Consider the following 22261-nt stretch of genomic DNA (forward strand, 5'->3'; position numbering starts at 1 on the left):
CGTCGCCGTTCAGTCCGCCGCCAGCAGCAGCGCGCGCAGTTCCGCGTCCAGTTCGCGCGGTGCCTCCGCATCGAAGAAGATGTCGAACGCCAGCGCCGCCTGGCCGATCAGCATTTCCAGCCCGTCCAGCGTCTTGAGGCCCCGGTCGCGCGCCGCCTTCAGCAAGCCCGTCTCCAGTGGCGCATAGACGATGTCATAGACGGTCGCGCTCGCCGGCAGCGGCGACAGGTCCAGATCCAGCGCCGGCTGGCCGACCATGCCCAGCGACGTGCTGTTGACCAGCAGGTCGGCGGCCGGCAGCGCATCGGTCATGCCGATCACCTTGCCCTTCACCCCGGCCCGGTCGAGCAGCGCCTGTCCCTTGGCCGGATCGCGCGCCATGATCGTGATCTCCGGCACGCCCAGGCTGGTGAGCGCGAACAGGATCGCCCGCGCCGCGCCGCCCGCGCCGATCAGCACCGCATGGCGCCCCTTCCACTTGTCGCGCAGCAGCGGCTGCAGGAATCCGCCGGCATCGGTGTTGGTGCCGATCAGCGGCCCGCCGGTCTCGCTGGCGATGGTGTTCATCGCACCGATCCGGTCGCGCACTCCACCCGGATCATCAGTATAGTCCATCACCGCGATCTTGTGGGGAATGGTGACATTGCAGCCCAGCCAGTCGGGATCGGCCCGGCGCTGCAGGAAATAGGCGGACAGCCCCTCGGGCGTCACATGAGTCTTCTTATACTCCGCCTCGATATCCAGCGCCTGCAGCCAGAAATTGTGGATAAGGGGCGATTTGCTGTGGTCGATCGGATCGCCGATCACCTCGGCATAGGGGAGCTTGTCGGTCATGACGCCAGAACGCCCCTTATGCGCAGGAAGTCAAGCAGCGGCAGCAGCGGCAGGCCCTGGATGCCGAACTGGCTGCCTTCCACCCTGGCGAACAATTGCGCGCCCGGCCCCTCGATCCGGTAGCAGCCGACGCACCATTGGCATTCATCCCAGTCGCCCTCCAGATAGGAGTCGATGAATCCGTCGGACAGGGTCCGCACCGTCATCCGCACCCGCTCGACATGGCGCCAGATCGGTTCATTGTTGAGCACGATCACCGCTGCGCTGTGGAGATGATGCACCCGGCCCGACAGCAGGCGCACGATGCGCGCGGCATCCGCCTTGTCGATCGCCTTGTCGATCATCGTCCCGTCGTCGAGAGTCAGGGTCTGGTCACAGCCCAGCACCAGCGCCCCCGGCACCCGGCGCGACACCTTGAGCGCCTTCAGCTCCGCCAGCGCATCGGCCAGCGCGCGGCCATCATGGCCATCGGCGCGCAATGCTTCCTTGGCGGCCTCTTCATCCACACCCGGTGACAGCGCCTCGAACGGCACGCCGGCCGCGCTCAGCATGGCGCGCCGGCTGGCGCTCTGCGAGGCTAGGACGATCATGCTTCATTTCCTTCCGCCAGTTCGCGGTCGTTGAACAGGTTGATGATGGCGGCGGCCGCTTCCTCGATCGACCGGCGGGTCATGTCGATCACCGGCCAGCCATTGTCGGCGAACATGCGCCGCGCAAAGGCCAGTTCCTCCTGCACCTTGTCGCTATCCACATAGGCGGTCTCGGGCGCCTGGTTGAGCGACAGCAACCGGTTGCGCCGTATCTGGATCAGCCGCTCGGGACTGATGGTGAGGCCCACCACCATCGGATGCTTCAGGCCATAAAGGCTGCGCGGCGGCGGCGATTCCGGCACCAGCGGGATGTTGGCGGTCTTGTAGCCGCGATTGGCGAGGTAGATGGAGGTCGGCGTCTTCGACGCGCGCGACACGCCCGCCAGGACGATATCGGCCTCCTCCCAATTCTCGTGCCCCACGCCATCATCATGGGCGATGGTGAACTGGATCGCCTCGATCCGCGCGAAATAGGCTTCGTCGAGGATATGCTTGCGGCCCGGCCGGGTCCGGGTTTCCTGTCCCAATATGTTGGACAGGGCATCGGCCACGCTGTCGAGCGCGGCGACATGGGGCAGGCCAAGCGCGCGGCAGCGCGTTTCCAGCCGCCGCCGCAGCACATGGTTGGTGAGCGTGAACAGCACCAGGCCGGGATGGGCGGATATCTCCTCCATGATCCGGTCGAGATGCACTTCGGATCGGACCATCGGCCAGAAATGGCGGATCGCCTCGACATTTTCGAACAGGCCGATCGCCGCCTTGGCGATATTCTCCAGCGTCTCGCCGGTGGAGTCCGAAAGCAGGTGAAGATGGATACGTGACACAGGCATATCTCTGTGAGTCCCCTGTGGATAAAGCAAGGGATAGAGTTGTGGATAACTTTGCAGCCCCATTTCGTCCCCAGAAAGCGGAATCTTATCCACAGCCTCTCAACAGGGCCGGAATCTTATCCACAGCCTGTGGGTAATGGGGATGATTCAGATGACTCGCCGCGGAATCGCGTGACTCCAGGAGTCAAGCTGTTGGCAAAAGCGGGGACAGCGCATAAACCCCCGAACCAACAGCCCAACAACCTCAACATTCCTTTTTAAATATCTTTATAAAGTAGAGAGTTCATGACGGGTCCCGACGCTCACGCCGGCGCAGTCAGCGCCAAGCCGCTCCTTTCCGTATTGCGCGGCGCGGTGCCGCCCGTCCCGCCGATGTGGCTCATGCGCCAGGCCGGCCGCTATCTGCCGGAATATCGCGCACTCCGGGCCGACAAGGGCGGCTTCCTCGAACTGGTCTATGACAGCGCCGCCGCGGCAGAGGTCACGCTCCAGCCGCTGCGCCGCTTCGGCTTCGACGGCGCCATCCTCTTTTCCGACATATTGATCGTCCCCTATGCCATGGGACAGGATCTCTGGTTCGAAGCCGGTGAAGGCCCGCGTCTCGCCCCGATCCTGGCGGAGACCGACCTGTCGGCGCTGAAACCCGATTTCAGCCGCTATGAGGCTGTGTATGAAACGGTGCGGCAGGTGAAGGCCGCGCTGGACCCGTCGGTGACCTTCCTGGGCTTTGCAGGCAGTCCCTGGACGATCGCCACCTATATGGTCGCGGGACAGGGCAGCAAGGACCAGGGCGCCGCGCGTCGCATGGCGTATCAACAGCCCGATCGCTTCGCCGCGCTGATCGACGCCATCGTCGATGCAACCGTCATCTATCTCTCCGGCCAGATCGAAGCCGGCGTGGAAGCGGTGCAATTGTTCGACAGCTGGGCCGGCAGCCTCGCCCCGCTCCAGTTCGAACGCTGGGTGATAGAGCCCAATGCCGCGATCGTCCGCAAATTGAAGGCGCTCCATCCCGACATTCCGGTGATCGGCTTTCCCAAGGGCGCCGGCGCGAAACTGCCGGCCTATGCGATCGGCACCGGCGTCGATGCGGTGGGTGTGGATGAAACCGTCGACCCGCATTGGGCGAACCAGGCGCTGCCGGCCGGGCTTCCGGTGCAGGGCAATCTCGATCCGCTGGCGCTGATTGCCGGCGGTCAGGCGGTGGAACAGGCTGTGGATAACTTGCGCGCCGCCTTTGCCGGCCGGCCCCATATCTTCAACCTGGGCCATGGCATATTGCCCGATACGCCGATCGCCCATGTCGAGGCGCTGATCGCCTATGTGCGCGGAACGGAGACACGCTGATGCCCTATCTCGGCGCTGCCTATCTGTGGGTGAAGGCCGCCCATGTCATCTTCGTCATCTTCCTGATGGCGGGGCTGTTCATGATGCCGCGCTTCTTCGTCTATCATCAGGAAACCGTGCCGGGCTCGGCGGAGGACCAGCGCTGGATCGAGCGTGAGACGCGCCTGCTCAAGATCATCCTCAACCCGTCGCTGATCCTCACCTGGGTCTTCGGCCTGATGCTGATGGTGGAAATCGGCGCCTGGCATTTCGGCTGGTTCCACCTGAAGCTGCTCTTCGTCCTCGCACTGTCGGGCTATCATGGCTGGATCGCCAGCTATGCGAAGAAGCTCGCACGCGGTCAGCGCAGCCTTGCCGACAAGCAGTTGCGCATGTTGAACGAGGTGCCCGGCATCGCCGCAGCGGTGATCGTCATCATGGTGATCGTCCGCCCCTTCTGACGGTCGTAGCGTAAAGCGTCCGAAAAGATCGGGCGCTTTACTTGGCCTCTGGCGCAAGTCTTCGGACTATGCTTTGCCTCCGCCGGTCCGCATCCTGCGGACTTTCTGTGGGGGTATCATGATTCGTCTGTTTTTGTGCGCGGCCGCGTTGGCCGCGCCGATGGCGGCTGCGCAGCAGCCTGCCGTCACCATCGCGCCTGCCGTCGATGGCAATGTCCTGCGCGCCGGTGCCAAGGTGCCCGTTCGCACGCTGGTCGAACTCACCACCAAGAAGAAGGCGGTGAAGGTCGGCGATCGCGTCAATATCGAGACCGCCGAAGCCGTGATGGTCGGCAATAATGTGGTGATCCCCGCCGGCACGCCCGGCATCGCGGAAATCACCAGCGTCCGGAACAAGGGCATGTGGGGCAAGTCCGGCTTCATCGAGGGCCGCGTGCTCTATGTCCGGCTGGGGGGCCGGCAGGTGCGCTTGACCGGCACCTTCAATGACAAGGGCGTGACCGGCACCGCCGGCGTCGTCGGTGCGATCGCGCTGATCCCGGTCGCCGGCTTCTTCACCACCGGCACCAGCGCCAACATTCCGTCGGGTTCGATCATTCCCGCTTTCCTCGACGAGGATCTCGCCTTCTCGGTCGACAGCGCGGCGGCAGCGCCTGCGCCGATCGCCGCGACCCCGGCTCCGGTCGAAGCCGGCACCGCTGCTCCGGCCGCTGGCGCACTTTGATCGACAGGGGGATCGGGGCCTTCGCCCCGGTCCCTCGGGCTGCTGTCCTACGCCGCCATGACCATGCTATAGCCGGGGTGTCGCCGATCGGGTGACAGGCGAATAGGATCGCCCCCGCGCAACATAATGTCAAAATGTGCGGGAAATGTGCGAAGTTAAGCGGAAGGCGCCCATGAATGACCCGCGCATCTGGTTCGGCCCCAAGCGTATCGGCTGGGGCTATGGTCCCCGCACCTGGGAGGGCTGGGCGGTGATCGGCCTGTTCGTCCTCGGCTGTGTCCTGCTCAAGCGTCTGAGCTGAGGTCAGGCCGGCCCTTTAGACCAGATCGACCGCGATATTGTCGATCAGCCGCGTCTTGCCCAGCTTCGCAGCGCCCAGCAGCCGTGCGGGACGGTCGAGCGTCGCGATCGGCTCCAGGCTGTCGGCGTCGCACAGGGTCACATAGTCGATCGGATCGAAACCATGGGTCGCCAGCGTGGCGATTGCCTTCGCCAGTGCCGCCTCGACCGGCTCGCCCTTCTCGATCTGCCGCTTCGCCTCACCCAGCGCGCGCGGCAGCGCCAGCGCATCCTTGCGCTCCTGTTCGCTGAGATAGGCGTTGCGCGACGACAGCGCCAGGCCATCCTCGGCCCGCTGGGTCGGCATGCCGATGATCTCGATGTCCAGATTGGTGTCGGCAACCATGCGGCGGATCACGGCGAGCTGCTGATAATCCTTCTCGCCAAAGATCGCGACATCGGGTGCGACCTGGTTGAACAGCTTGGTGACGACCGTGGCGACGCCATCGAAATGGCCCGGCCGCGCCGCGCCATCCAGCCCTTCGCTCACCCCCGACACCCGGATATTGGTGGCATAGCCGGCCGGGTACATGACCTCGACGCTCGGCGCCCACAGGATGTCGACGCCGGCGGCCTGCAGCAGCTGCGCGTCCTTCGCCTCGCGTCGGGGATAGGCGTCCAGATCCTCGTTCGGGCCGAACTGGCGCGGATTGACGAAGATCGACACCACGACATGGCGGCCATGGCGGCGCGCTTCCTCGACCAGCGCCATATGCCCGTCATGCAGCGCGCCCATGGTGGGGACCAGCGCCAGTTTCTTTCCGTCGGACTTCAGCGCGGCGACGGCGGCACGCAGGGCGGGAAGGTCACGGAGAATTTGCACGGGACGAGGGGCTCCGATAAGGGCAGGGACACAGGGGCGTCCTGCTAGGCTTCGCGCCACGGGACCGTCAAGAATCTAGAGCGACAAACACGGGGTTATCAAGGTCCGATGGCGAACGCGCAAACGCACCTCATCGTCTTCGCCAATGAAAAGGGCGGAACCGGCAAGTCGACGACCGCCGTCCACACGGCGATCGCGCTGACCGCGCTCGGCCATAGCGTCGGCCTGATCGATCTCGACCCGCGCCAGCGCACCGTCACCCGCTATATGGAAAACCGCGCCGAAACCGCGCGCCGCCGCGGCATCGATCTGTCGGCACCCGACTTTGCGGTGTTTCAGGGCGACAATGTCGCTGCGCTAGACGAACAGGCGGCGGCGGTTGCGGAGGGCAAGGATTTCCTGATCGTCGACACGCCCGGCCGCGACGATGATTTCGCCCGGCACATGGCGGCCCGCGCCAACACGCTGGTCACGCCGATGAACGACAGTTTCGTCGATTTCGACCTGATCGGCCAGGTCGATGCCGAAACCTTCCGGGTGCGCCGCCTGTCCTTCTATTCCGAACTCATCTTCGAAGCGCGCAAGTCGCGGGCCAAGGCCGATGGCGTGTCGATCGACTGGGTCGTGCTGCGCAATCGCGTCCAGCATCATGACGCCCGCAACAAGAAGCGCGTCGGCGATGCGCTAATGGAATTGTCGCGCCGGGTCGGCTTCCGCGTCATTCCCGGATTGTCGGAACGCGTGATCTTCCGCGAGCTCTTTCCCTCGGGCCTGACCCTGCTCGACAAGGGGCATCTAGGCGATCTGGGCATCAGCCACATCGCAGCGCGCCAGGAACTGCGCGAGATGGTGGCCGGATTGGCCCTGCCGACCGGCGATCATGCCGCGTCCGTGGACATGCTCGGCGCCGCCTGATGGGGCTGATCGCGCTGGTGCTGATCGGCCTGGCGGGCTGGCTCATCTGGACCGGGAGATTGCAGCGCATGTCGACCAAGGATGGCATGGCATTGGGGGCGGCGCTGGTCGGCGCGGTGCTGGCGGCCAAGGGCAAGCCGGCGCTCGGCGCGCCGATCCTGCTGGGCGCGGCCCTCTTCTTCGCGTCGCAGGGCAAGGCGAAGAAGGGCGCTAACCGCGCCAGGCGCAAGGCTGCGCCGCCGGTGCAGACTGACAGGGCCGACGTGGAGGGCGCGCGCGCCCTGCTCGGTCTGTCGGCGGATGCCCGCGCAACCGACATCCGCGCCGCACATCGCCGCCTGATCGCCTCGGTCCATCCCGACAAGGGTGGAACCGAAGCGCTGGCTGCCCAGATCAATGCCGCGCGCGACCTGTTGCTGGCTGACCTTGCCGAGCGGGATCGTCCGTCCGCCGGCTGATTGCCCCAGAAAGGACTATATGGCCCACCGCTTCCACCCGACCCTGCTGCGCGAATATGACATGCGCGGCGTTGTCGGCCCGATGCTCGGGGAAGCGGACGGCTATGCGCTGGGGCGCAGCTTCGCGACCTGGGTGCGGCGCGCCGGTGGATCAGCGGTCGCGGTCGGCTATGACGGGCGGCTGAGTTCGCCCATGCTGGAGGGCGCGCTGGTGCGCGGCCTCACCGACAGCGGCGTCGATGTGCTGCGCGTTGGCCTCGGTCCCACCCCGATGCTCTATTATGCCGAGGCCGAACTGGACGTGGCGGGCGCCATCCAGGTGACCGGCAGCCATAATCCCGCAGACCAGAATGGTTTCAAGCTGGTCCTGGATCATGCGCCCTTTCATGGCGAGGCGATCCAGCAGCTCGGCGCGATGGCGGCGGCCGGCGACTGGCTGGCGGGCGAAGGCCGGGTGCGCGATGTCGATATCATGCCGGCCTATGTCGAACGTCTGGTGCGCGATTTTGACGGCGCCGCCTGGCGGATCGGCTGGGACGCGGGAAACGGCGCCGCAGGACCGGTCGTGGAGAAGCTGGTGCAACTCCTGCCTGGTGAGCATCATCTGCTCTTCACCGATGTAGACGGCAATTTTCCCAACCATCATCCTGATCCTACCGAAGAAGCGAATCTGGCCGATCTTCGTTCCCTTGTCCTCTCCAGGAAGCTCGATTTCGGCGTGGCTTTCGATGGCGATGGTGACCGGATCGGCGTGGTCGATGGCCTAGGCCGGATCATCTGGGGTGACCAACTGCTCGGCCTGTTCGCGCAGGTCGTGCTGAAGGATCGTCCCGGCGCCCCGATCGTCGCGGATGTGAAGGCCAGCCAGGCCCTGTTCGACGAGATTGCGCGGCTGGGCGGTGAGCCGGTGCTGTGGAAGACCGGGCACAGCCATATCAAGTCCAAAATGAAGCAGATTGGCAGTCCGCTGGGTGGCGAGATGACCGGCCACATCATGTTCGCCGATGATTTTTACGGTTTTGACGACGGACTCTATGCCGCCGTTCGCCTGATCCGCGCGGCGGCCCGGTTGCGCCGCACCGTCACCGACCTGCGCGGCGACATGGTCGAAATGGTCAACACGCCGGAAATCCGCATTGCCGTGCCGGAAGACCGCAAGTTCGCGATCATCGAAGACCTGCGCGACCGCCTGGTTGCATCCGGCGCAATCGTGGAATCGATCGATGGCGCTCGCGTCCGCACTGTCGATGGCTGGTGGCTGCTGCGTGCGTCCAACACCCAGAATGCGCTGACCGCGCGGGCGGAGGCGTCGGATGCCGCGGGATTGGCGCGTCTGCTGGCCGAAATCGAATCCCATTTGCGTGATTCGGGTGTCGATCAGCGATTGCAAGCGGCGAAATAGCCTGTCGCAGCGCGCAAAATTGATATCGCTATCATTATTTCATGCGGAATTTCCCTTAGGGAAACATGGTTTTATGACACCGGTTGCATGAAACGCAATCGCGCCATCATGTTTCGCATTTGCGACGAACGCCGCCTGGCCGCAAAAGGAACTCGCCTTTCAGGCATCCTCTCCTAAAACTTCATAGCCGTCCCTCGGGGCGGCTTTTTTTTTGACCTGTGACGTTGGGGCAACAGGGCGGCACTTGCCGTAGCGTCCAGCCGGCCGAAATCCGGGCAATTGAGCGAAAAATCGCGGAAATCCGTCATTGGCGCCTGTAGAAATCGTCGGGATAGCTGTTATGCGCATGGTTCCATAAGTCGCATGAGGCGTTTAAGCGCCCGCACCAAATGGCCAAATGAGTTTTTAGCAGAGGAAACGCCATGTCCCTTCGCCGTCGCATTCTTCCCACCATCCTGCTGACCGGCGCGATTGTCGCACCGATGCCGGCGCTGGCCGGTGGCTTCTATCTTCAGGAACAGTCGCCGGTGGAAACCGGCCGCGCCATGGCTGGCGGCGCCGCTGCAGGTGACGATCCCTCGACCATCTATTTCAACCCTGCCGCCATGACCCAGCTGTCGGGCGTCCAGGTTTCGGCCGGTGTCAACGCCCTGATGGCTTCCGCTCATCAGACCAACCGTGGCAGCTATCGCTCGGTCCCCGGTTCGACCGCCCGCGTGCCGGTGACCGGCAATGACGGCGGTCAGCCGTTCGAAAGCGTCATCCCGGTCCCCAATTTCTACGCCTCGGCGCAGGTCACCGACCGGCTGTGGCTGGGGCTGGGCGTCAACGCGCCCTTCGGCCTGAAGCTGGAATATGATGACGGTTTCTTCGGTCGCTATGACTCGATCTACACCGACCTCAAGACCTACAACATCCAGCCGTCGGCCGCGTTCAAGCTGAACGACAATTTCTCGATCGGCGGCGGCGTCGACGTGCAATATGTGAAGGCGAACCTGACCAACGCGCTGCCGCAGGTGTCGCCGCTGGTCACCACCGACGGCTTCACCAAGCTGAAGGGCGATGACTGGACCGTCGGCTGGAACGCCGGCCTGTTCTACACCAACGGCACCACCAATGTCGGCGTCCACTATCGGTCGGGCATCAACCACAAGCTCAAGGGCACCCAGACCATTTCCGGCCTGGTGACGCCGCTCAGCGCCGCCAATGGCGAGTTCGATGCCTCGGCACCGCTGGACCTGCCCGATATCGTCACCGTGTCCTTCATGCACAAGCTGACGCCGAACCTGCGCGCGATGATCACCGGCAAATGGTATGGCTGGTCCAGCTTCAAGGGGATCGAGGTCACCTCGGCCACCGGCACCACCAACAAGGAACTGGATTACAAGGACAGCTACAGCGTCAGCCTGGGCGGCGAATATGATTTCAGCCCCGCCTTCACGCTGCGCGCCGGCACCATGTTCGACCGTTCGCCGACCAATCCGCAGCATCTGACCACCCGCGTGCCCGATGGCGACCGCGTGTGGCTGACGGGCGGCGCGACCTGGAATATCTCGCCGGCCTTCGCGCTGAACGTCGCCTACGCCCATACCTGGGTGGAAAAGGCGAACATCATCCGCCCGGACAGCTATTTCCCGTCGCCGGCCACCGTCACCGCCACGACCCTGGCACAGACCAGCGGCAATGCGGACCAGGTTGCCGCATCGCTGACCGCGCGCTTCTAAAACGCCGCGTTAATGCTTATAGGGGGCTCCAGAGATCTGGAGCCCCTTTTCATGTCCGAACATAATCCCGGCCTGCGCCCCTGGCGCGACATCGCCCGACGGCAGTCGCGGCAGATCATGGTCGGCAACGTCCCCGTGGGTGGCGGCGCGCCGGTCACGGTGCAGACCATGACCAACACGCTGACCCATGACGTCAAGGCGACGATCGACCAGATCCGTCGCTGCGAGGATGCCGGCGTCGACATCATCCGTGTGTCTTGCCCGGACGAGGAATCGACCGCGGCGCTCAAACAGATCGTCCGCGCCGCGCGCGTGCCGATCGTCGCCGACATCCATTTCCACTATAAGCGCGCGCTGGAAGCCGCCGATGCCGGTGCTGCCTGCCTGCGCATCAATCCCGGCAATATCGGTTCGGCCGCGCGGGTGAAGGAAGTGGTGGACGCCGCCAAGGCCAATAATTGCTCGATCCGCATCGGCGTCAACGCCGGCAGCCTGGAACGCGACCTGCTCGAAAAATATGGCGAGCCTTGCCCGGAAGCACTGGTCGAAAGCGCGCTCGACCATATCAAGCTGCTGCAGGACCAGGATTTCCACGAATATAAGGTTGCCGTGAAGGCGAGCGACGTGTTCCTGGCGGTCGCGGCCTATATGCAACTGGCCGATGCGGTCGATTGCCCGCTGCATCTGGGCATTACCGAAGCCGGCGGCCTGATCGGCGGCACGGTCAAGAGCGCGATCGGCATCGGCAATCTGCTCTGGGCCGGCATCGGCGACACGATCCGTGTCTCGCTCTCGGCCGAGCCGGAAGAGGAAGTGCGGGTCGGCTATGAGATGCTCAAGACGCTCGGCATCCGCACCCGCGGCGTCAAGGTCATCTCCTGCCCCAGCTGCGCGCGGCAGGGCTTCGACGTGATCCGCACCGTCCAGGCGCTGGAGGAACGGCTGCAGCATATCAACACCCCGCTCTCGCTTTCGGTGCTGGGTTGCGTCGTCAACGGTCCGGGCGAAGCGCGCGAGACCGATATCGGCCTCACTGGCGGCGGCAATGGCAAGCATATGGTCTATCTGTCGGGCGTCACCGATCACACGATCCAGGATGCCGACATGGTCGACCATATCGTCAGGCTGGTCGAGGCCAAGGCGGCCGAGATCGAAGCCGCGGCGAGTGACACGGGACAGGTCCAGGCGGCGGAATGACGGACAGCGCCGACCGGTCCGCCATCGCCCATGGCGCAAGCGCCACGGGTGCGCAGGCGGTCGGCGCGTCCGCTATTGGGACATTGGCTCTGGGCGCGATCGCATTGGGGGCAATAGCGGTTGGCGCCCTGGCCATCGGTCGCCTGCGCATCGGCAAGGCACGGATCACCCGGCTTCATATCGACGAATTGCATATCGGCAGGATCGTCGGCCCCGGTCGCGACTGATCCCTTCATCCGTCGATGGATCGTCCGCTTTCTTCTCCCCGCAGCCCGTCCGTGCTGCTGCCCTTCCTCATCTGCTGCCTTGGCGTCGCGCTCTTTTCGGTGATGGACGCGGCGATGAAGGGGCTCAGCCTCTCGATCGGCCTTTATAATGCGCTGCTCTGGCGTGCGATCACCGGCAGCCTGCTCGGGCTGGTCCTGATGCTTGCCACCCGCCAGCGCTGGCCCAACCGTTCCGTGCTGCGCCTGCATCTGCTGCGCGGCGTGGTGGTCGCGCTGATGGCCAGCTTCTTCTTCTGGGCGATCATGCGTCTGCCACTGGCCGAAGCCATTGCCCTCTCCTTCATCGCTCCGCTGATTGCGCTCTATCTTGCGGCCTTGCTGCTCAAGGAACGGATCGGGCGGCAGGCGATCGGCGCCTCGCTACTCGGCCTGGTCGGGGTAGGCGTGATCCTGTCGGGGCGGATGCGCGGCGACTATGATGGCGACGCGCTGATGGGGGCGGGCGCGGTGCTGCTCTCGGCGATGCTGTTCGCCTGGAACCTGATCCTCCAGCGCCAGCAGGCGCAGCTTGCCTCGCCGATCGAGGTCGCCTTCTTCCAGCATCTGGTCATGCTGGGCGTGTTCACCATCGGCGCGCCGGCCTGGGCGATCGTGCCGACCGGATCGGCGGTGCCGCTGGTGCTGCTGGCCGCCATCCTGGCCTTCACCTCTCTCGCCGCGCTCGCCTGGGCCTATGCGCGTGCAGAGGCCCAGCGGCTGATCCCGGTCGAATATACCGCCTTTGTCTGGGCCGCGATCTTCGGCTGGCTCGCCTTTGGCGAACAACTGACGCTCACCACCCTTGCCGGTGCCTTGTTGATCGTCGCCGGCTGCCTTATCGCCGCGCGCACGAAACGGGCGGATATCGCCCATGTGGAAGCGGGAGCGGCATGAGCCAGGTCATCATCAGGGACGCGCAATCGACGGATATCGATACCATCGCGAATTTCATCCTGGCGCTCGCGGACTATGAGAAGCTGGCCCATGAAGTGAAGGCCGACCGCGAGACGCTGGCCCACTATCTGTTCGGTCCCCGGCCGATGGCGGAGGTGCTAATCGCCGAGCATGATGGCACGCCGATCGGCTTTGCCCTCTTCTTCCACAATTTCTCGACCTTCGAGGGGCGTCCGGGCCTCTATCTGGAGGATCTGTTCGTCCTGCCCGAAGCGCGGGGGCTCGGCGCCGGCAAGGCGCTGCTCGCCCGTCTCGCCCGATTGGCGATCGCGCGCGACTGCGCCCGGCTCGAATGGTCGGTGCTCGACTGGAACGCGCCGGCGATCGCCTTCTACCGGGCGATCGGCGCCCGGCCGATGGACGAATGGACCGTGCAGCGCGTCGACGGCGATGCGCTCAGCGCCCTCGCATCGCATCCTGCAGGCTGACGCCCAGCAGCACGATCGCAAAGCTGCTCAGGGCAATCACGACAAAGGCGGGATAGAAAGAGGCGAACATGGCGACATCTCCTTTCGCCGCCCATTTTGCGCCTGTGCCCCAGGCCCGCGACATACGCAATGTTGCGGATGGGGCGGGACGAGCCGATGGGCCGCAGGCTTGACGAGGACTCCTGGCTCGGCGCATTGTGCCGGAACGGAACATTTGGGGGACATTTGACCATGGCTGTCAGCCGCGGAGCCAAGCGCGCGCCGGAATGGCGCGAAATGCTCAAGCGCAGCATCGTGCGCAGCGGCGCGCTGATCGGGGCGATCTCGCTGTTTCTGGCGACCCTGTTCCTGGCGCTGGCGCTGCTGAGCTATCAGCCCAGCGACCCGTCGATGAACACGGTGGCGGGCGATCATGTCGCCAATATCATGCGCGCGCCCGGCGCCATGGTGGCCGACATGCTGCTGCTGCTGTTCGGCGTGCCGATCGCGCTGCTGCTGCCGCTGATGGGGATTACCGCCCGTCGCCTGTGGGGCGATCATGAGATGATCGGGTGGAAGGCGCAGTTCGGCAAATGCCTGGTCGGCATCATCCTGATCGGCATCGCGCTCGCCCTGTTCCAGCCCGATCCGCTGGTCGGCCTGCCCTCCGGCTGGGGCGGCATGATCGGCCTTGTCACCGCCAAGGGGGTGATGAGCCTGACCGCCCAGGCGCCGGCCGCGCAGGGCTGGATCATCGGCATATTGGTGGTCGTGGCCATGCTGGCAGGCCTGTTCGTCTGGTATCGCAGCCTGGCGCTGGAAAAGCCGATCTTCACCATCCGCCGCCCGACCCTGCCCCGGCTCAGCCTGCCGCGTCCTTCGCTCGCCTTTGCAGGACAGGGAGCAGCTGCCGATCTGGACGAGGATGATGACGGTCCGGTCGAACGGGTGATCGCGCCGCGCAAGCAGGTGTCGAACGAGCCCAAGCCGCCGATCACCATCCAGGCGCCCAAGCCCGCCCCGGTGCAGCGCTCGACCGCGCCGGTGTCGCAGGATGATCTGTTCGGCCACAGCTCGCTGCCGTCGGCCGACCTGCTCAACCCCATCCCTGCCAATCAGGGGCAGAAGATCGACAAGGCGGCGCTGGAACGCAACGCCCGCCTGCTGGAGAGCGTGCTCGACGACTTCCATGTGAAGGGCAATATCGTCGAGGTTCGCCCCGGACCCGTCGTCACCATGTATGAACTGGAGCCGGCACCGGGCATCAAGGCGAGCCGCGTGATCGCGCTGGCCGACGATATCGCGCGCAACATGTCGGCGCTGTCGGCGCGCGTCGCGACCATTCCCGGCCGCACCGTCATCGGCATCGAACTGCCCAACACCAATCGTGAGGGCGTGTCCTTCCGCGAACTCATCACCAGCGAGCAGTTTGGTGCGGAAGCGACCCTGCCGATCATCCTGGGCAAGAATATCTCGGGCGAGCCGATCATCGCCGATCTGGCGCCGATGCCGCATCTGCTGATCGCAGGCACCACCGGTTCGGGTAAGTCTGTCGGCCTCAACGCCATGATCCTGTCGCTGCTCTACCGCATGACGCCGGACCAGCTGCGCCTGATCATGATCGATCCCAAGATGCTGGAACTGTCGACCTATGACGACATTCCGCATCTGCTCGCGCCGGTCGTGACCGAACCGAGCAAGGCGATCCGCGCGCTCAAATGGGCGGTCGAGCAGATGGAGGATCGCTATCGCATGATGGCGTCGATCTCGGTCCGCAACCTCGCCAATTACAACGAGAAGGTTCGCGCCGCCAAGGCCAAGGGCAAGCCGCTCGGCCGCCGCGTCCAGACCGGCTATGACCCCGAAAGCGGCAAGCCGATCTATGAGGAGGAGCAGCTGGATTTCCAGCCGCTGCCGCAGATCGTGGTGGTGGTCGACGAGCTGGCCGACCTCATGATGACGGCGGGCAAGGAAGTCGAATTCCTGATCCAGCGCCTGGCGCAGAAGGCGCGTGCTGCCGGCATCCACCTGATTCTCGCGACCCAGCGGCCTTCGGTCGACGTCATCACCGGCGTCATCAAGGCGAACCTGCCGACCCGCATCAGCTTCTTCGTGACCAGCAAGATCGACAGCCGCACCATCCTGGGCGAACAGGGGGCCGAGCAGCTGCTGGGCAAGGGCGACATGCTCTACATGCATGGCGGCAAGGGCCTGATGCGCGTTCATGGTCCCTTCGTTTCGGACGATGAAGTGCGCGTGGTCGCCGACCATTGGCGCGCGCAGGGTTCGCCCGATTATATCCAGGCGGTCACGGAAGAGCCGGAAGAAGGCAGCTTCGCGCTCGACGGCGTGGACCTGGGCGATGACAGCCCGGACGCGCAGCTGTTCCGCAAGGCCTGTCAGCTGGTGTTCGAGAATCAGAAGGCCTCGACCAGCTGGCTGCAGCGCCAGCTGCGAGTCGGCTACAACAGCGCCGCACGCCTGATCGAACGGATGGAGGAAGAAGGACTGGTCGGTCCGCCCAACCATGTCGGCCGCCGTGAAGTGCTGCGTGACGAGAATGGTAATCCGCTCTGACGCTACGAAATGCCTGTTTTCCTTGAGCGATTGCGTTCCGTGCAACCATGCTTGCTGCCTTCGCATTTGTCGTGACAGGGGCTTTGGGACATTAGGAACAGGCCTTTCAGGCATCCTCTCCTAAAAACTTTTCAGGCTGATCTTCGGATCAGCCTTTTTTTTGTCCGCGAATCGGTCTAGGCAGGCGTCGCTGCTGCCGCGCCGATAAACATAATTGGAGCGGTGCCGCCGGTAAGACCGGCATGGCGAGGCGGGAGCACGGGGGATCGAGCCAGCCATTTCACGGCCGCTCTCCCCCGTCTGGTCTTTCCGATCGATCCTTCCCTTCGATGGAACAGCAAGGTTCACAGCGGGTTCAAGCCCCACTCCCTATGCCCCCTTTTCCGAACAACCCGGAGATGATTGCATGAAGCGCATCCTCGCGCCTGTCGCCCTGTCCCTCGCCACCGCGCTGGTTGCGGTGCCGGCGGGCTATGCCCTTGCCCAGCAGGCGGCACCGTCCGACCTCAATCAGGTCAACGCCTATATCCGCGCCGTCACCACCCTGACCGCCGATTTCAGCCAGACCGACCGCAATGGTCAGGTGCTGACCGGCAAGCTGACCCTGAAGCAGCCGGGCAAGATTCGCTTCCAATATGAAAAGGGCGTGCCGTTGCTGATCGTGGGCGATGGCAAGGCGCTGACCCTGATCGACTATGAAGTGCGCCAGGTGCAGCGCTGGCCGATCGGCAATTCGCCGCTGGCCGCTCTGATCGACCCGACCAAGGATCTGTCGAAATTCGGCACCGTCGTGCCCACCGGCGACCCGACCGTGCTGAGCGTGCAGGCAAAGGATCCCAAGCGGCCCGAGTTCGGCACCATCACCATGATCTTCAAGCGCAAGCCCGCGTCGCCGGCCGGGCTGGAGCTGTATGGCTGGGTCGCGCTCGACGCACAGAATAATCGCACGGCGGTGCGCCTGTCGAACCAGCAATATGGCGTGCCGGTCGCCGATTCCGCCTTCCGCTGGACCGATCCGCGTCCGCGCGGCCGTCCGAACGGCTAGGGCGGGCCACAGGAACGATGGGCTGAAAACTTTCTGCCATCGTTCATCTGCCGCTCATATCGGATCGCCTAGATAGAGATCACGGCGAGAGACGCAGACCGGGATTTCCCCCCTGTTACCCGGCACACCGCTCCCGTCGCAAAGCGCTTCAAGGGCGCGATCGAGACCCCCGTTCCACGCCCCCGGAGCGGGGGTCTTACTTTGTCCGGCGCTTGCGCGCGGGCGCGCGGCACCCTAGGTGCTTTTCATGGCCGATACCCTTTCGATTGCATCCTGGAACATCAACAGCGTCCGCGCCCGGATCGACATCGTCGAACGCTTCCTGACCGAAGAAGCGCCCGACATTCTCTGCCTGCAGGAAACCAAGGTAGTGAACGAGATTTTCCCCACCGACATGTTCAGGCGGCTGGGCTATGTCCATCAGGTGCTGAACGGCCAGCGCATGCATCATGGCGTTGCGATCATGAGCAAGGTGCCGATCCACGAGGATGACCGGTTCGACTGGCAGGCCAATGGCGAAGCCCGCCATGTCGGCATCCGCCTCGACAATGGCGTGCGGATCGAGAATGTCTATGTCCCCGCCGGCGGCGATGTCGCCGACCGCACGGTCAATCCGAAATTCGGCCAAAAGCTCGACTTTATCGAGCGGATGATCGAGTGGTCCGGCGCGCTCGACAACAAGCCGACGATCCTTACCGGCGACTTCAACATCGCGCCGCTGGAATGCGACGTCTGGAGCCACAAGCAGCTGCTCGATGTGGTCAGCCATACGCCTCAGGAATGCGAATTGCTGGGCCGGTTGCAGGCGTCGAACGATTGGGTCGATATCGGTCGCCATTTCCACCCTGCCCCGGCGCGTCTCTACACCTGGTGGAGCTATCGCGCGAAGGATTGGGCGGCATCGGATCGTGGCCGTCGCCTCGACCATATGTGGATGACCAAGGATGTCGCCGACAAGGCGGTCGCCCACCGTGTCGTCGAACCCGCGCGCAGCTGGGAAAAGCCGTCCGACCATATCCCGATCATCACCGAGTTCGCCTTCTGATGAACGGGCGGGATGCTGCCCGCGCCATCGATGCGCTGCGTCGCGGCTGGGCGATCCGCCTGACCGCGCCCGATGGAGCCATCCGGCTGATGGCGATCGAGGGCGCGGATGCGGTGACGCTGGCCGATTTCGATCCGCAGGGGCAGGCCGATATCCTGATTTCTGCCGCCCGCGCCGAGACGCTGAAGCTCGCCAACCAGCTGGCGGCGGCCGATCCGGACCTACCAGTGCTGATCGAACGGGCGCCGTGGATCGACGCGGATGTCGCGACCTCGATTTCCGATCCGGTGCTGGACCTCGCCTCGCCGCTCAAGGGGCCGTTCCGCGCGCGGGCCTTGCCGGCGCCCAAGGCGGCCAAGGCGGCGCTGCGCCTGGCCCGGCTGGCCGGTATCCTGCCCGCCTATTTCCTTACCGAAGGCGACGGCCCGGTCGAGGCGGAAGTCAGCGCCGATGATGTCGGCGATTATGACGATGCCATTCACCTCGCCATCGCCACCCGTGCCCGCCTGCCGGTATCGGCGAGCGAGAGCGCGGAGATCATCGCCTTCCGCAGCCCCGACGAGCCGCGCGAGCATGTCGCGCTGGTGGTCGGCAAGCGTGACGCATCGCCCCCGGTCATCCGTATCCACAGCGAATGCCTGACCGGCGATGTGTTCGGCAGCCTGAAATGCGATTGCGGCCCGCAGCTGCATCAGGCGCTGCACCAGATCGCCGACGCACAATGGGGCGTGCTGCTCTATCTGCGGCAGGAAGGGCGCGGCATCGGTCTCGTCAACAAGCTGCGCGCCTATGCGCTGCAGGATCAGGGCTTCGACACGGTCGACGCCAATGTGCGGCTTGGCTTCGCGATCGACGCGCGCGATTTCTCGGTCGCGGCGCGGATGCTCGACCTGCTCGGCATAGGCGGCGTGCGCTTGCTCACCAACAATCCGCAGAAGGTTGCCGGGTTGCAGGCGGCCGGGATCGAAGTGGTCGAGCGGTTGCCGATCATCCTGCCCGCCAACCCGCATAATGAACGCTATCTCGCCACCAAGCGCGACCGGACCGGCCACCAGCTATGAGCGTCATCCATGTCGATGTCGCCGCCGGGCGACTGCGCTTCGGCGATCTCGACATGGCCTGCACCATCGGTCGCAGCGGCGCCTGCCTGGCGGCCGACAAGCGCGAAGGCGATGGCTGCACCCCCTTGGGCAATTGGCCGATCCGGGCGGTGCTGCTGCGCCCCGGCAAGGTTTCTGCCGCCCGTATCGCCCTGCCCTGGCGCTGGACCCAGGCGGGGGATGGATGGTCGGACGATCCGGCCGATCCCGCCTATAACCGTCCCGTGCGCCTGCCCCGGCCCTTCTCGACCGAAAGCCTGCAGCGCAGCGACGACGCTTATGACGTGATCGTCATCCTGGGCCATAATGATGCGCCGCCGGTGCCGGGCATGGGCAGCGCCATCTTCTTCCATCTGTCCGAAGGGCGCCCGACCGCCGGCTGCGTCGCGGTCGATCGCGACGACATGTTGCGCCTGTTACCTTTGCTGTCGCCCGGCGACGTCATGACCATTGCCTGAGAATTTAGGCGCCTGAGTAGCGATCAGGCGCGCTCCAGTGCCTCGCCCACTTCGCCGCCGGCCGCCTCCAGCAGCCGCCGCTCCAGCGTCTGCAACCGGGCCTTGCTCTCGATCTTCCCGCCCAAGAGGTCGGTGACATAGAAGGTGTCGACCGCGCGCTCGCCATAGGTGGCGACATGGGCGCTGTGGACCGTCACTTTCGACTGGAACAGCGCGTTGGCCAGGCTGAACAGCAGCGCTGGCCGATCGCGGGCATTCACCTCGATCACGGTGAAGCGGTTCGACGCCTTGTTGTCGATCAGCACATTGGGCTCGATGCGGAAGGCTTCGGCGCGGGTGCGGGGCAGCGGGCGCGCTTCCAGCTTGGTAATCATGCGGTGGCGGTTCGACAGGGAGTCCTCGATCGCTGCCTTGATCCGCGCCAGCTGCTCGGGACTGTGGAAGGCGCCGCCCAGCGGATCCTGCACCAGGAAATTGTCGATCGCGACGCCATCGCGCGTCGTATGGATGCGCGCGTCGATGATGTTGCCGCCGGCCAGATGGATGGCGCCGGCGATGCGGTAGAACAGGCCCGGATGGTCGGTCGCATAGACGGTGACCAGCGTGGCACCACGTTGTGGATAATATTGCGCGGCGATCGACAGCGAGGAGTCGCCCGCTTCCAATATATGCCGCGCATTATGGACCAGGATATCGTCCGGTTCGGCGATCCAGTAGCTTTCGGGCATGCGGCCGCTGAAGGCGGCGAAGGTCGCCTCATCCATGCCCAGCGCCTGGCGCAGCGCCTCCTGCTTGGCGGCAACCCGCTCGCTGCGGCCCTTCTGCTTGTGGCCCAGGCGCAGCACTTCCTCGGCCGCATCATAGAGGTCGCCCAGCAACTGCCGCTTCCAGCTGTTCCAGACGCCCGGCCCCACCGCGCGGATATCGACCACGGTCAGGCATAGCAGCAGGCGCAGTCGCTCGGGGCTCTGCACCACCTCCACGAAATCGAGGATCGTCTTGTAGTCGGCCAGGTCGCGCTTGAAGGCGGTGGCCGACATCAGCAGGTGATAACGCACCAGCCAGGCGACGGTCTCGGTCTCGGCGGCGGTCAGGCCCAGGCGCGGGCAGAGATGCTCCGCCACTTCCGCACCCAATATGCTGTGGTCGCCGCCGCGCCCCTTGGCGATGTCATGCAGCAGCACCGCGACATAGAGCACCCGGCGCGACAATATCTTGCCCATCAGCTCGGTCGCCAGCGGATGATCGGTCGCCAGTTCGCCTTTCTCGATCCGGGCCAGCAGGCCGACGGCGCGGATGGTATGCTCGTCCACAGTATAATGATGGTACATGTCGAACTGCATCTGCGCCACGACGCGACGGAAATCGGGGATGAACCGGCCGAACACGGTGGACTCGTTCATCCAGCGCAGCACCGTTTCCGGGTCGCGCGGGCTGGTCAGCACATCCATGAAGGCGGCATTGGCGCGCGCGTCCTTGCGCACCTTGGCGGTGATCAGGCCAGCGTCGCGGCTGGCCGCGCGCATCGCGCTCGGATGAATCTGCAGCCCATGCCTGTCGGCCACGGCGAAAATCTCGACCAGGCGGACCGGATCGGCCTGGAAGAAATCATCGCTCGGTAGCGCCAGCCGCCCGCGATCCAGCACGAAACCGTCCAGCTTCTTGGGTCGGCGGAAAATTGACGGAATATAGCGGCGTCCGCGCTCGGCCAGCTGGTCGTCCAGATGCGCCAGGAACACCGCGGTCAGGTCGCCGACCGCCTTTGCATTGAGGAAATAATAGCGCATGAAGCGCTCGACCCCGGATCGTCCGGCCCGCGCGGTGAAATGCATCCGCGTCGCGGTTTCGAGCTGCAGGTCGAAGGTCAGCCTGTCTTCGGCCCGCCCCGTGATCATGTGCAGATGGCACCGCACCGCCCACAGGAAATCCTCGGCCTTCTGGAACTGGCGCAGTTCGCTCTGCGTCAACAGGCCGACATCGACCAGTTCGGCGACCGATTTCACCCGGTTCACATATTTGCCGATCCAGAACAGCGTGTGCAGGTCGCGCAGGCCGCCCTTGCCTTCCTTGACATTGGGCTCGACGACATAGCGGCTGTCGCCCATGCGGCGGTGGCGCTCGTCGCGTTCCTCCAGCTTCTCGGTGACGAAGGTGCGGGCGGTGCCCTGCATGATCTCGCTGTCGAAGCGGACCGCCACTTCCTCGTAAAGCGCCCGGTCGCCCCACACATAGCGTGCTTCCAGCAGGGCGGTGCGCACGGTGAGATCGGCCTTGGCCATCCGCATCGTCTCGTCGATTGAACGGCTGCTATGGCCGACCTTCAGCCCCAGATCCCACAGCGAATAGAGCATGGATTCGATGATCTGCTCGGTCCAGCCGGTCGGCTTCCAGGGAGTGATGAAGCCGATGTCGACATCGCTGTGCGGCGCCATCTCGCCCCGGCCATAGCCGCCGACGGCGATCAGCACGATCCGCTCGCCCGTGCTGCGGTTGCCGGCGGGATAAAGATGATGGGTGGTCGCGTCGTAGAGCAGCCGCAAGATCTGGTCGATCAGGAAGGCAAAGGCCGTCACCGCCTCGCGCCCGCGCGTCGGTTTCGCCTCCAGCCGGCGCGCGACATCCTCGCGGCCATGTTCCAGAGCGGCCTTGAGTTCCTTGACGATCAGCCCGCGCAGCTTGATCGGATCGCCCCGGTGCTCCTGCGCCAGGGCGTTGATGCTGTCGGAAATCGCGCGCCGGTCAATGATCGCGCGGCGCGACCCCAAGCTGGGGAACTGCATGACCAT

22 protein-coding genes are annotated in these 22261 nt (G+C 64.8%); 17 read left to right on the forward strand and 5 right to left on the reverse strand.

Annotated elements, in window-relative coordinates; genetic code table 11:
• Positions 1 to 9: 9 nt before the first annotated feature.
• Genes aroE through E5554_RS02845 form a run of 3 tightly spaced genes read right to left on the reverse strand, consistent with a single transcriptional unit; the run spans position 10 to position 2248 of the window.
• Positions 10 to 834 (reverse strand): shikimate dehydrogenase, encoded by an 825-nt coding sequence (gene aroE, locus E5554_RS02835; RefSeq protein ID WP_037519251.1) that lies wholly within the window; start codon positions 832 to 834, stop codon positions 10 to 12.
• The gene (locus tag E5554_RS02840; RefSeq protein WP_136185922.1) at positions 831 to 1424 is read right to left on the reverse strand and encodes a nucleoside triphosphate pyrophosphatase; all 594 of its coding nucleotides are present in this window, start codon (positions 1422 to 1424) and stop codon (positions 831 to 833) included. The genes aroE and E5554_RS02840 overlap by 4 nt, the downstream gene beginning before the upstream one ends.
• On the reverse strand, positions 1421 to 2248 hold the full coding sequence (locus E5554_RS02845) for a pyruvate, water dikinase regulatory protein (protein WP_026108809.1): 828 nt from the start codon (positions 2246 to 2248) through the stop codon (positions 1421 to 1423). The genes E5554_RS02840 and E5554_RS02845 overlap by 4 nt, the downstream gene beginning before the upstream one ends.
• Positions 2249 to 2539: 291 nt before the next feature.
• On the opposite strand from E5554_RS02845, the gene hemE reads away from it, so the two are divergent.
• The 4 genes from hemE to E5554_RS23440 all read left to right on the forward strand — a co-directional run bounded on the left by hemE (position 2540) and on the right by E5554_RS23440 (position 5066).
• Complete coding sequence (gene hemE, locus E5554_RS02850; RefSeq protein ID WP_069338958.1) at positions 2540 to 3601, forward strand: uroporphyrinogen decarboxylase; 1062 nt, start codon at positions 2540 to 2542, stop codon at positions 3599 to 3601.
• On the forward strand, positions 3601 to 4041 hold the full coding sequence (locus E5554_RS02855; RefSeq protein ID WP_010335790.1) for a CopD family protein: 441 nt from the start codon (positions 3601 to 3603) through the stop codon (positions 4039 to 4041). The genes hemE and E5554_RS02855 overlap by 1 nt, the downstream gene beginning before the upstream one ends.
• A 118-nt stretch (positions 4042 to 4159) precedes the next feature.
• Positions 4160 to 4765 (forward strand): hypothetical protein, encoded by a 606-nt coding sequence (locus tag E5554_RS02860; RefSeq protein ID WP_136185923.1) that lies wholly within the window; start codon positions 4160 to 4162, stop codon positions 4763 to 4765.
• Between the two features lie 172 nt (positions 4766 to 4937).
• The gene (locus E5554_RS23440; protein WP_281729017.1) at positions 4938 to 5066 is read left to right on the forward strand and encodes a hypothetical protein; all 129 of its coding nucleotides are present in this window, start codon (positions 4938 to 4940) and stop codon (positions 5064 to 5066) included.
• Between the two features lie 15 nt (positions 5067 to 5081).
• On the opposite strand, the gene panC is transcribed toward E5554_RS23440, so the two are convergent.
• Entirely contained in the window at positions 5082 to 5927 is an 846-nt protein-coding gene (gene panC, locus E5554_RS02865) for a pantoate--beta-alanine ligase (RefSeq protein ID WP_136185924.1), read from the reverse strand.
• A 108-nt stretch (positions 5928 to 6035) separates the two neighbouring features.
• On the opposite strand from panC, the gene E5554_RS02870 reads away from it, so the two are divergent.
• The 13 genes from E5554_RS02870 (at position 6036) to E5554_RS02930 (ending at position 19475) form a co-directional block, all read left to right on the forward strand.
• Complete coding sequence (locus E5554_RS02870; protein ID WP_004209209.1) at positions 6036 to 6842, forward strand: division plane positioning ATPase MipZ; 807 nt, start codon at positions 6036 to 6038, stop codon at positions 6840 to 6842.
• On the forward strand, positions 6842 to 7300 hold the full coding sequence (locus E5554_RS02875) for a hypothetical protein (protein ID WP_004209210.1): 459 nt from the start codon (positions 6842 to 6844) through the stop codon (positions 7298 to 7300). Before E5554_RS02870 ends, E5554_RS02875 begins: the two co-directional genes overlap by 1 nt.
• Before the next feature lie 19 nt (positions 7301 to 7319).
• Entirely contained in the window at positions 7320 to 8702 is a 1383-nt protein-coding gene (locus E5554_RS02880; RefSeq protein WP_136185925.1) for a phosphomannomutase/phosphoglucomutase, read from the forward strand.
• 422 nt (positions 8703 to 9124) lie between these two features.
• The gene (locus tag E5554_RS02885) at positions 9125 to 10426 is read left to right on the forward strand and encodes an OmpP1/FadL family transporter (RefSeq protein ID WP_004209213.1); all 1302 of its coding nucleotides are present in this window, start codon (positions 9125 to 9127) and stop codon (positions 10424 to 10426) included.
• A 51-nt stretch (positions 10427 to 10477) separates the two neighbouring features.
• Complete coding sequence (gene ispG / locus E5554_RS02890) at positions 10478 to 11623, forward strand: flavodoxin-dependent (E)-4-hydroxy-3-methylbut-2-enyl-diphosphate synthase (RefSeq protein ID WP_136185926.1); 1146 nt, start codon at positions 10478 to 10480, stop codon at positions 11621 to 11623.
• Positions 11620 to 11850 carry a hypothetical protein gene (locus tag E5554_RS02895; protein ID WP_004209215.1) on the forward strand — a complete coding sequence of 77 codons (231 nt, stop codon included), beginning with the start codon at positions 11620 to 11622 and terminating at the stop codon, positions 11848 to 11850. Before ispG ends, E5554_RS02895 begins: the two co-directional genes overlap by 4 nt.
• A 15-nt stretch (positions 11851 to 11865) precedes the next feature.
• A complete protein-coding gene (locus E5554_RS02900; RefSeq protein WP_168708669.1) occupies positions 11866 to 12783 on the forward strand; it encodes a DMT family transporter in 918 nt (305 codons plus the stop codon).
• The gene (locus E5554_RS02905; protein WP_063975986.1) at positions 12780 to 13271 is read left to right on the forward strand and encodes a GNAT family N-acetyltransferase; all 492 of its coding nucleotides are present in this window, start codon (positions 12780 to 12782) and stop codon (positions 13269 to 13271) included. Before E5554_RS02900 ends, E5554_RS02905 begins: the two co-directional genes overlap by 4 nt.
• A gap of 231 nt (positions 13272 to 13502) precedes the next feature.
• On the forward strand, positions 13503 to 15827 hold the full coding sequence (locus E5554_RS02910) for a DNA translocase FtsK 4TM domain-containing protein (protein ID WP_136185927.1): 2325 nt from the start codon (positions 13503 to 13505) through the stop codon (positions 15825 to 15827).
• Between the two features lie 406 nt (positions 15828 to 16233).
• Entirely contained in the window at positions 16234 to 16872 is a 639-nt protein-coding gene (locus E5554_RS02915; protein ID WP_004209221.1) for an outer membrane lipoprotein carrier protein LolA, read from the forward strand.
• 247 nt (positions 16873 to 17119) lie between these two features.
• Positions 17120 to 17917 carry an exodeoxyribonuclease III gene (gene xth, locus E5554_RS02920; RefSeq protein WP_136185928.1) on the forward strand — a complete coding sequence of 266 codons (798 nt, stop codon included), beginning with the start codon at positions 17120 to 17122 and terminating at the stop codon, positions 17915 to 17917.
• Positions 17917 to 18978 (forward strand): GTP cyclohydrolase II, encoded by a 1062-nt coding sequence (gene ribA, locus E5554_RS02925; protein ID WP_136185929.1) that lies wholly within the window; start codon positions 17917 to 17919, stop codon positions 18976 to 18978. Before xth ends, ribA begins: the two co-directional genes overlap by 1 nt.
• Positions 18975 to 19475, forward strand: a complete 501-nt coding sequence (locus tag E5554_RS02930) for a L,D-transpeptidase family protein (protein WP_136185930.1) — start codon at positions 18975 to 18977, stop codon at positions 19473 to 19475. The genes ribA and E5554_RS02930 overlap by 4 nt, the downstream gene beginning before the upstream one ends.
• A gap of 23 nt (positions 19476 to 19498) precedes the next feature.
• Here E5554_RS02930 and E5554_RS02935 read toward each other — a convergent pair whose 3' ends face one another.
• Positions 19499 to 22261: a [protein-PII] uridylyltransferase gene (locus tag E5554_RS02935; RefSeq protein ID WP_037490690.1), complete on the reverse strand. Its 2763-nt coding sequence runs from the start codon at positions 22259 to 22261 to the stop codon at positions 19499 to 19501.

Origin of the sequence: Sphingobium sp. PAMC28499 (genome assembly GCF_004795815.1) — a bacterium.
In the GTDB taxonomy this organism is placed as follows: domain Bacteria; phylum Pseudomonadota; class Alphaproteobacteria; order Sphingomonadales; family Sphingomonadaceae; genus Sphingobium; species Sphingobium yanoikuyae.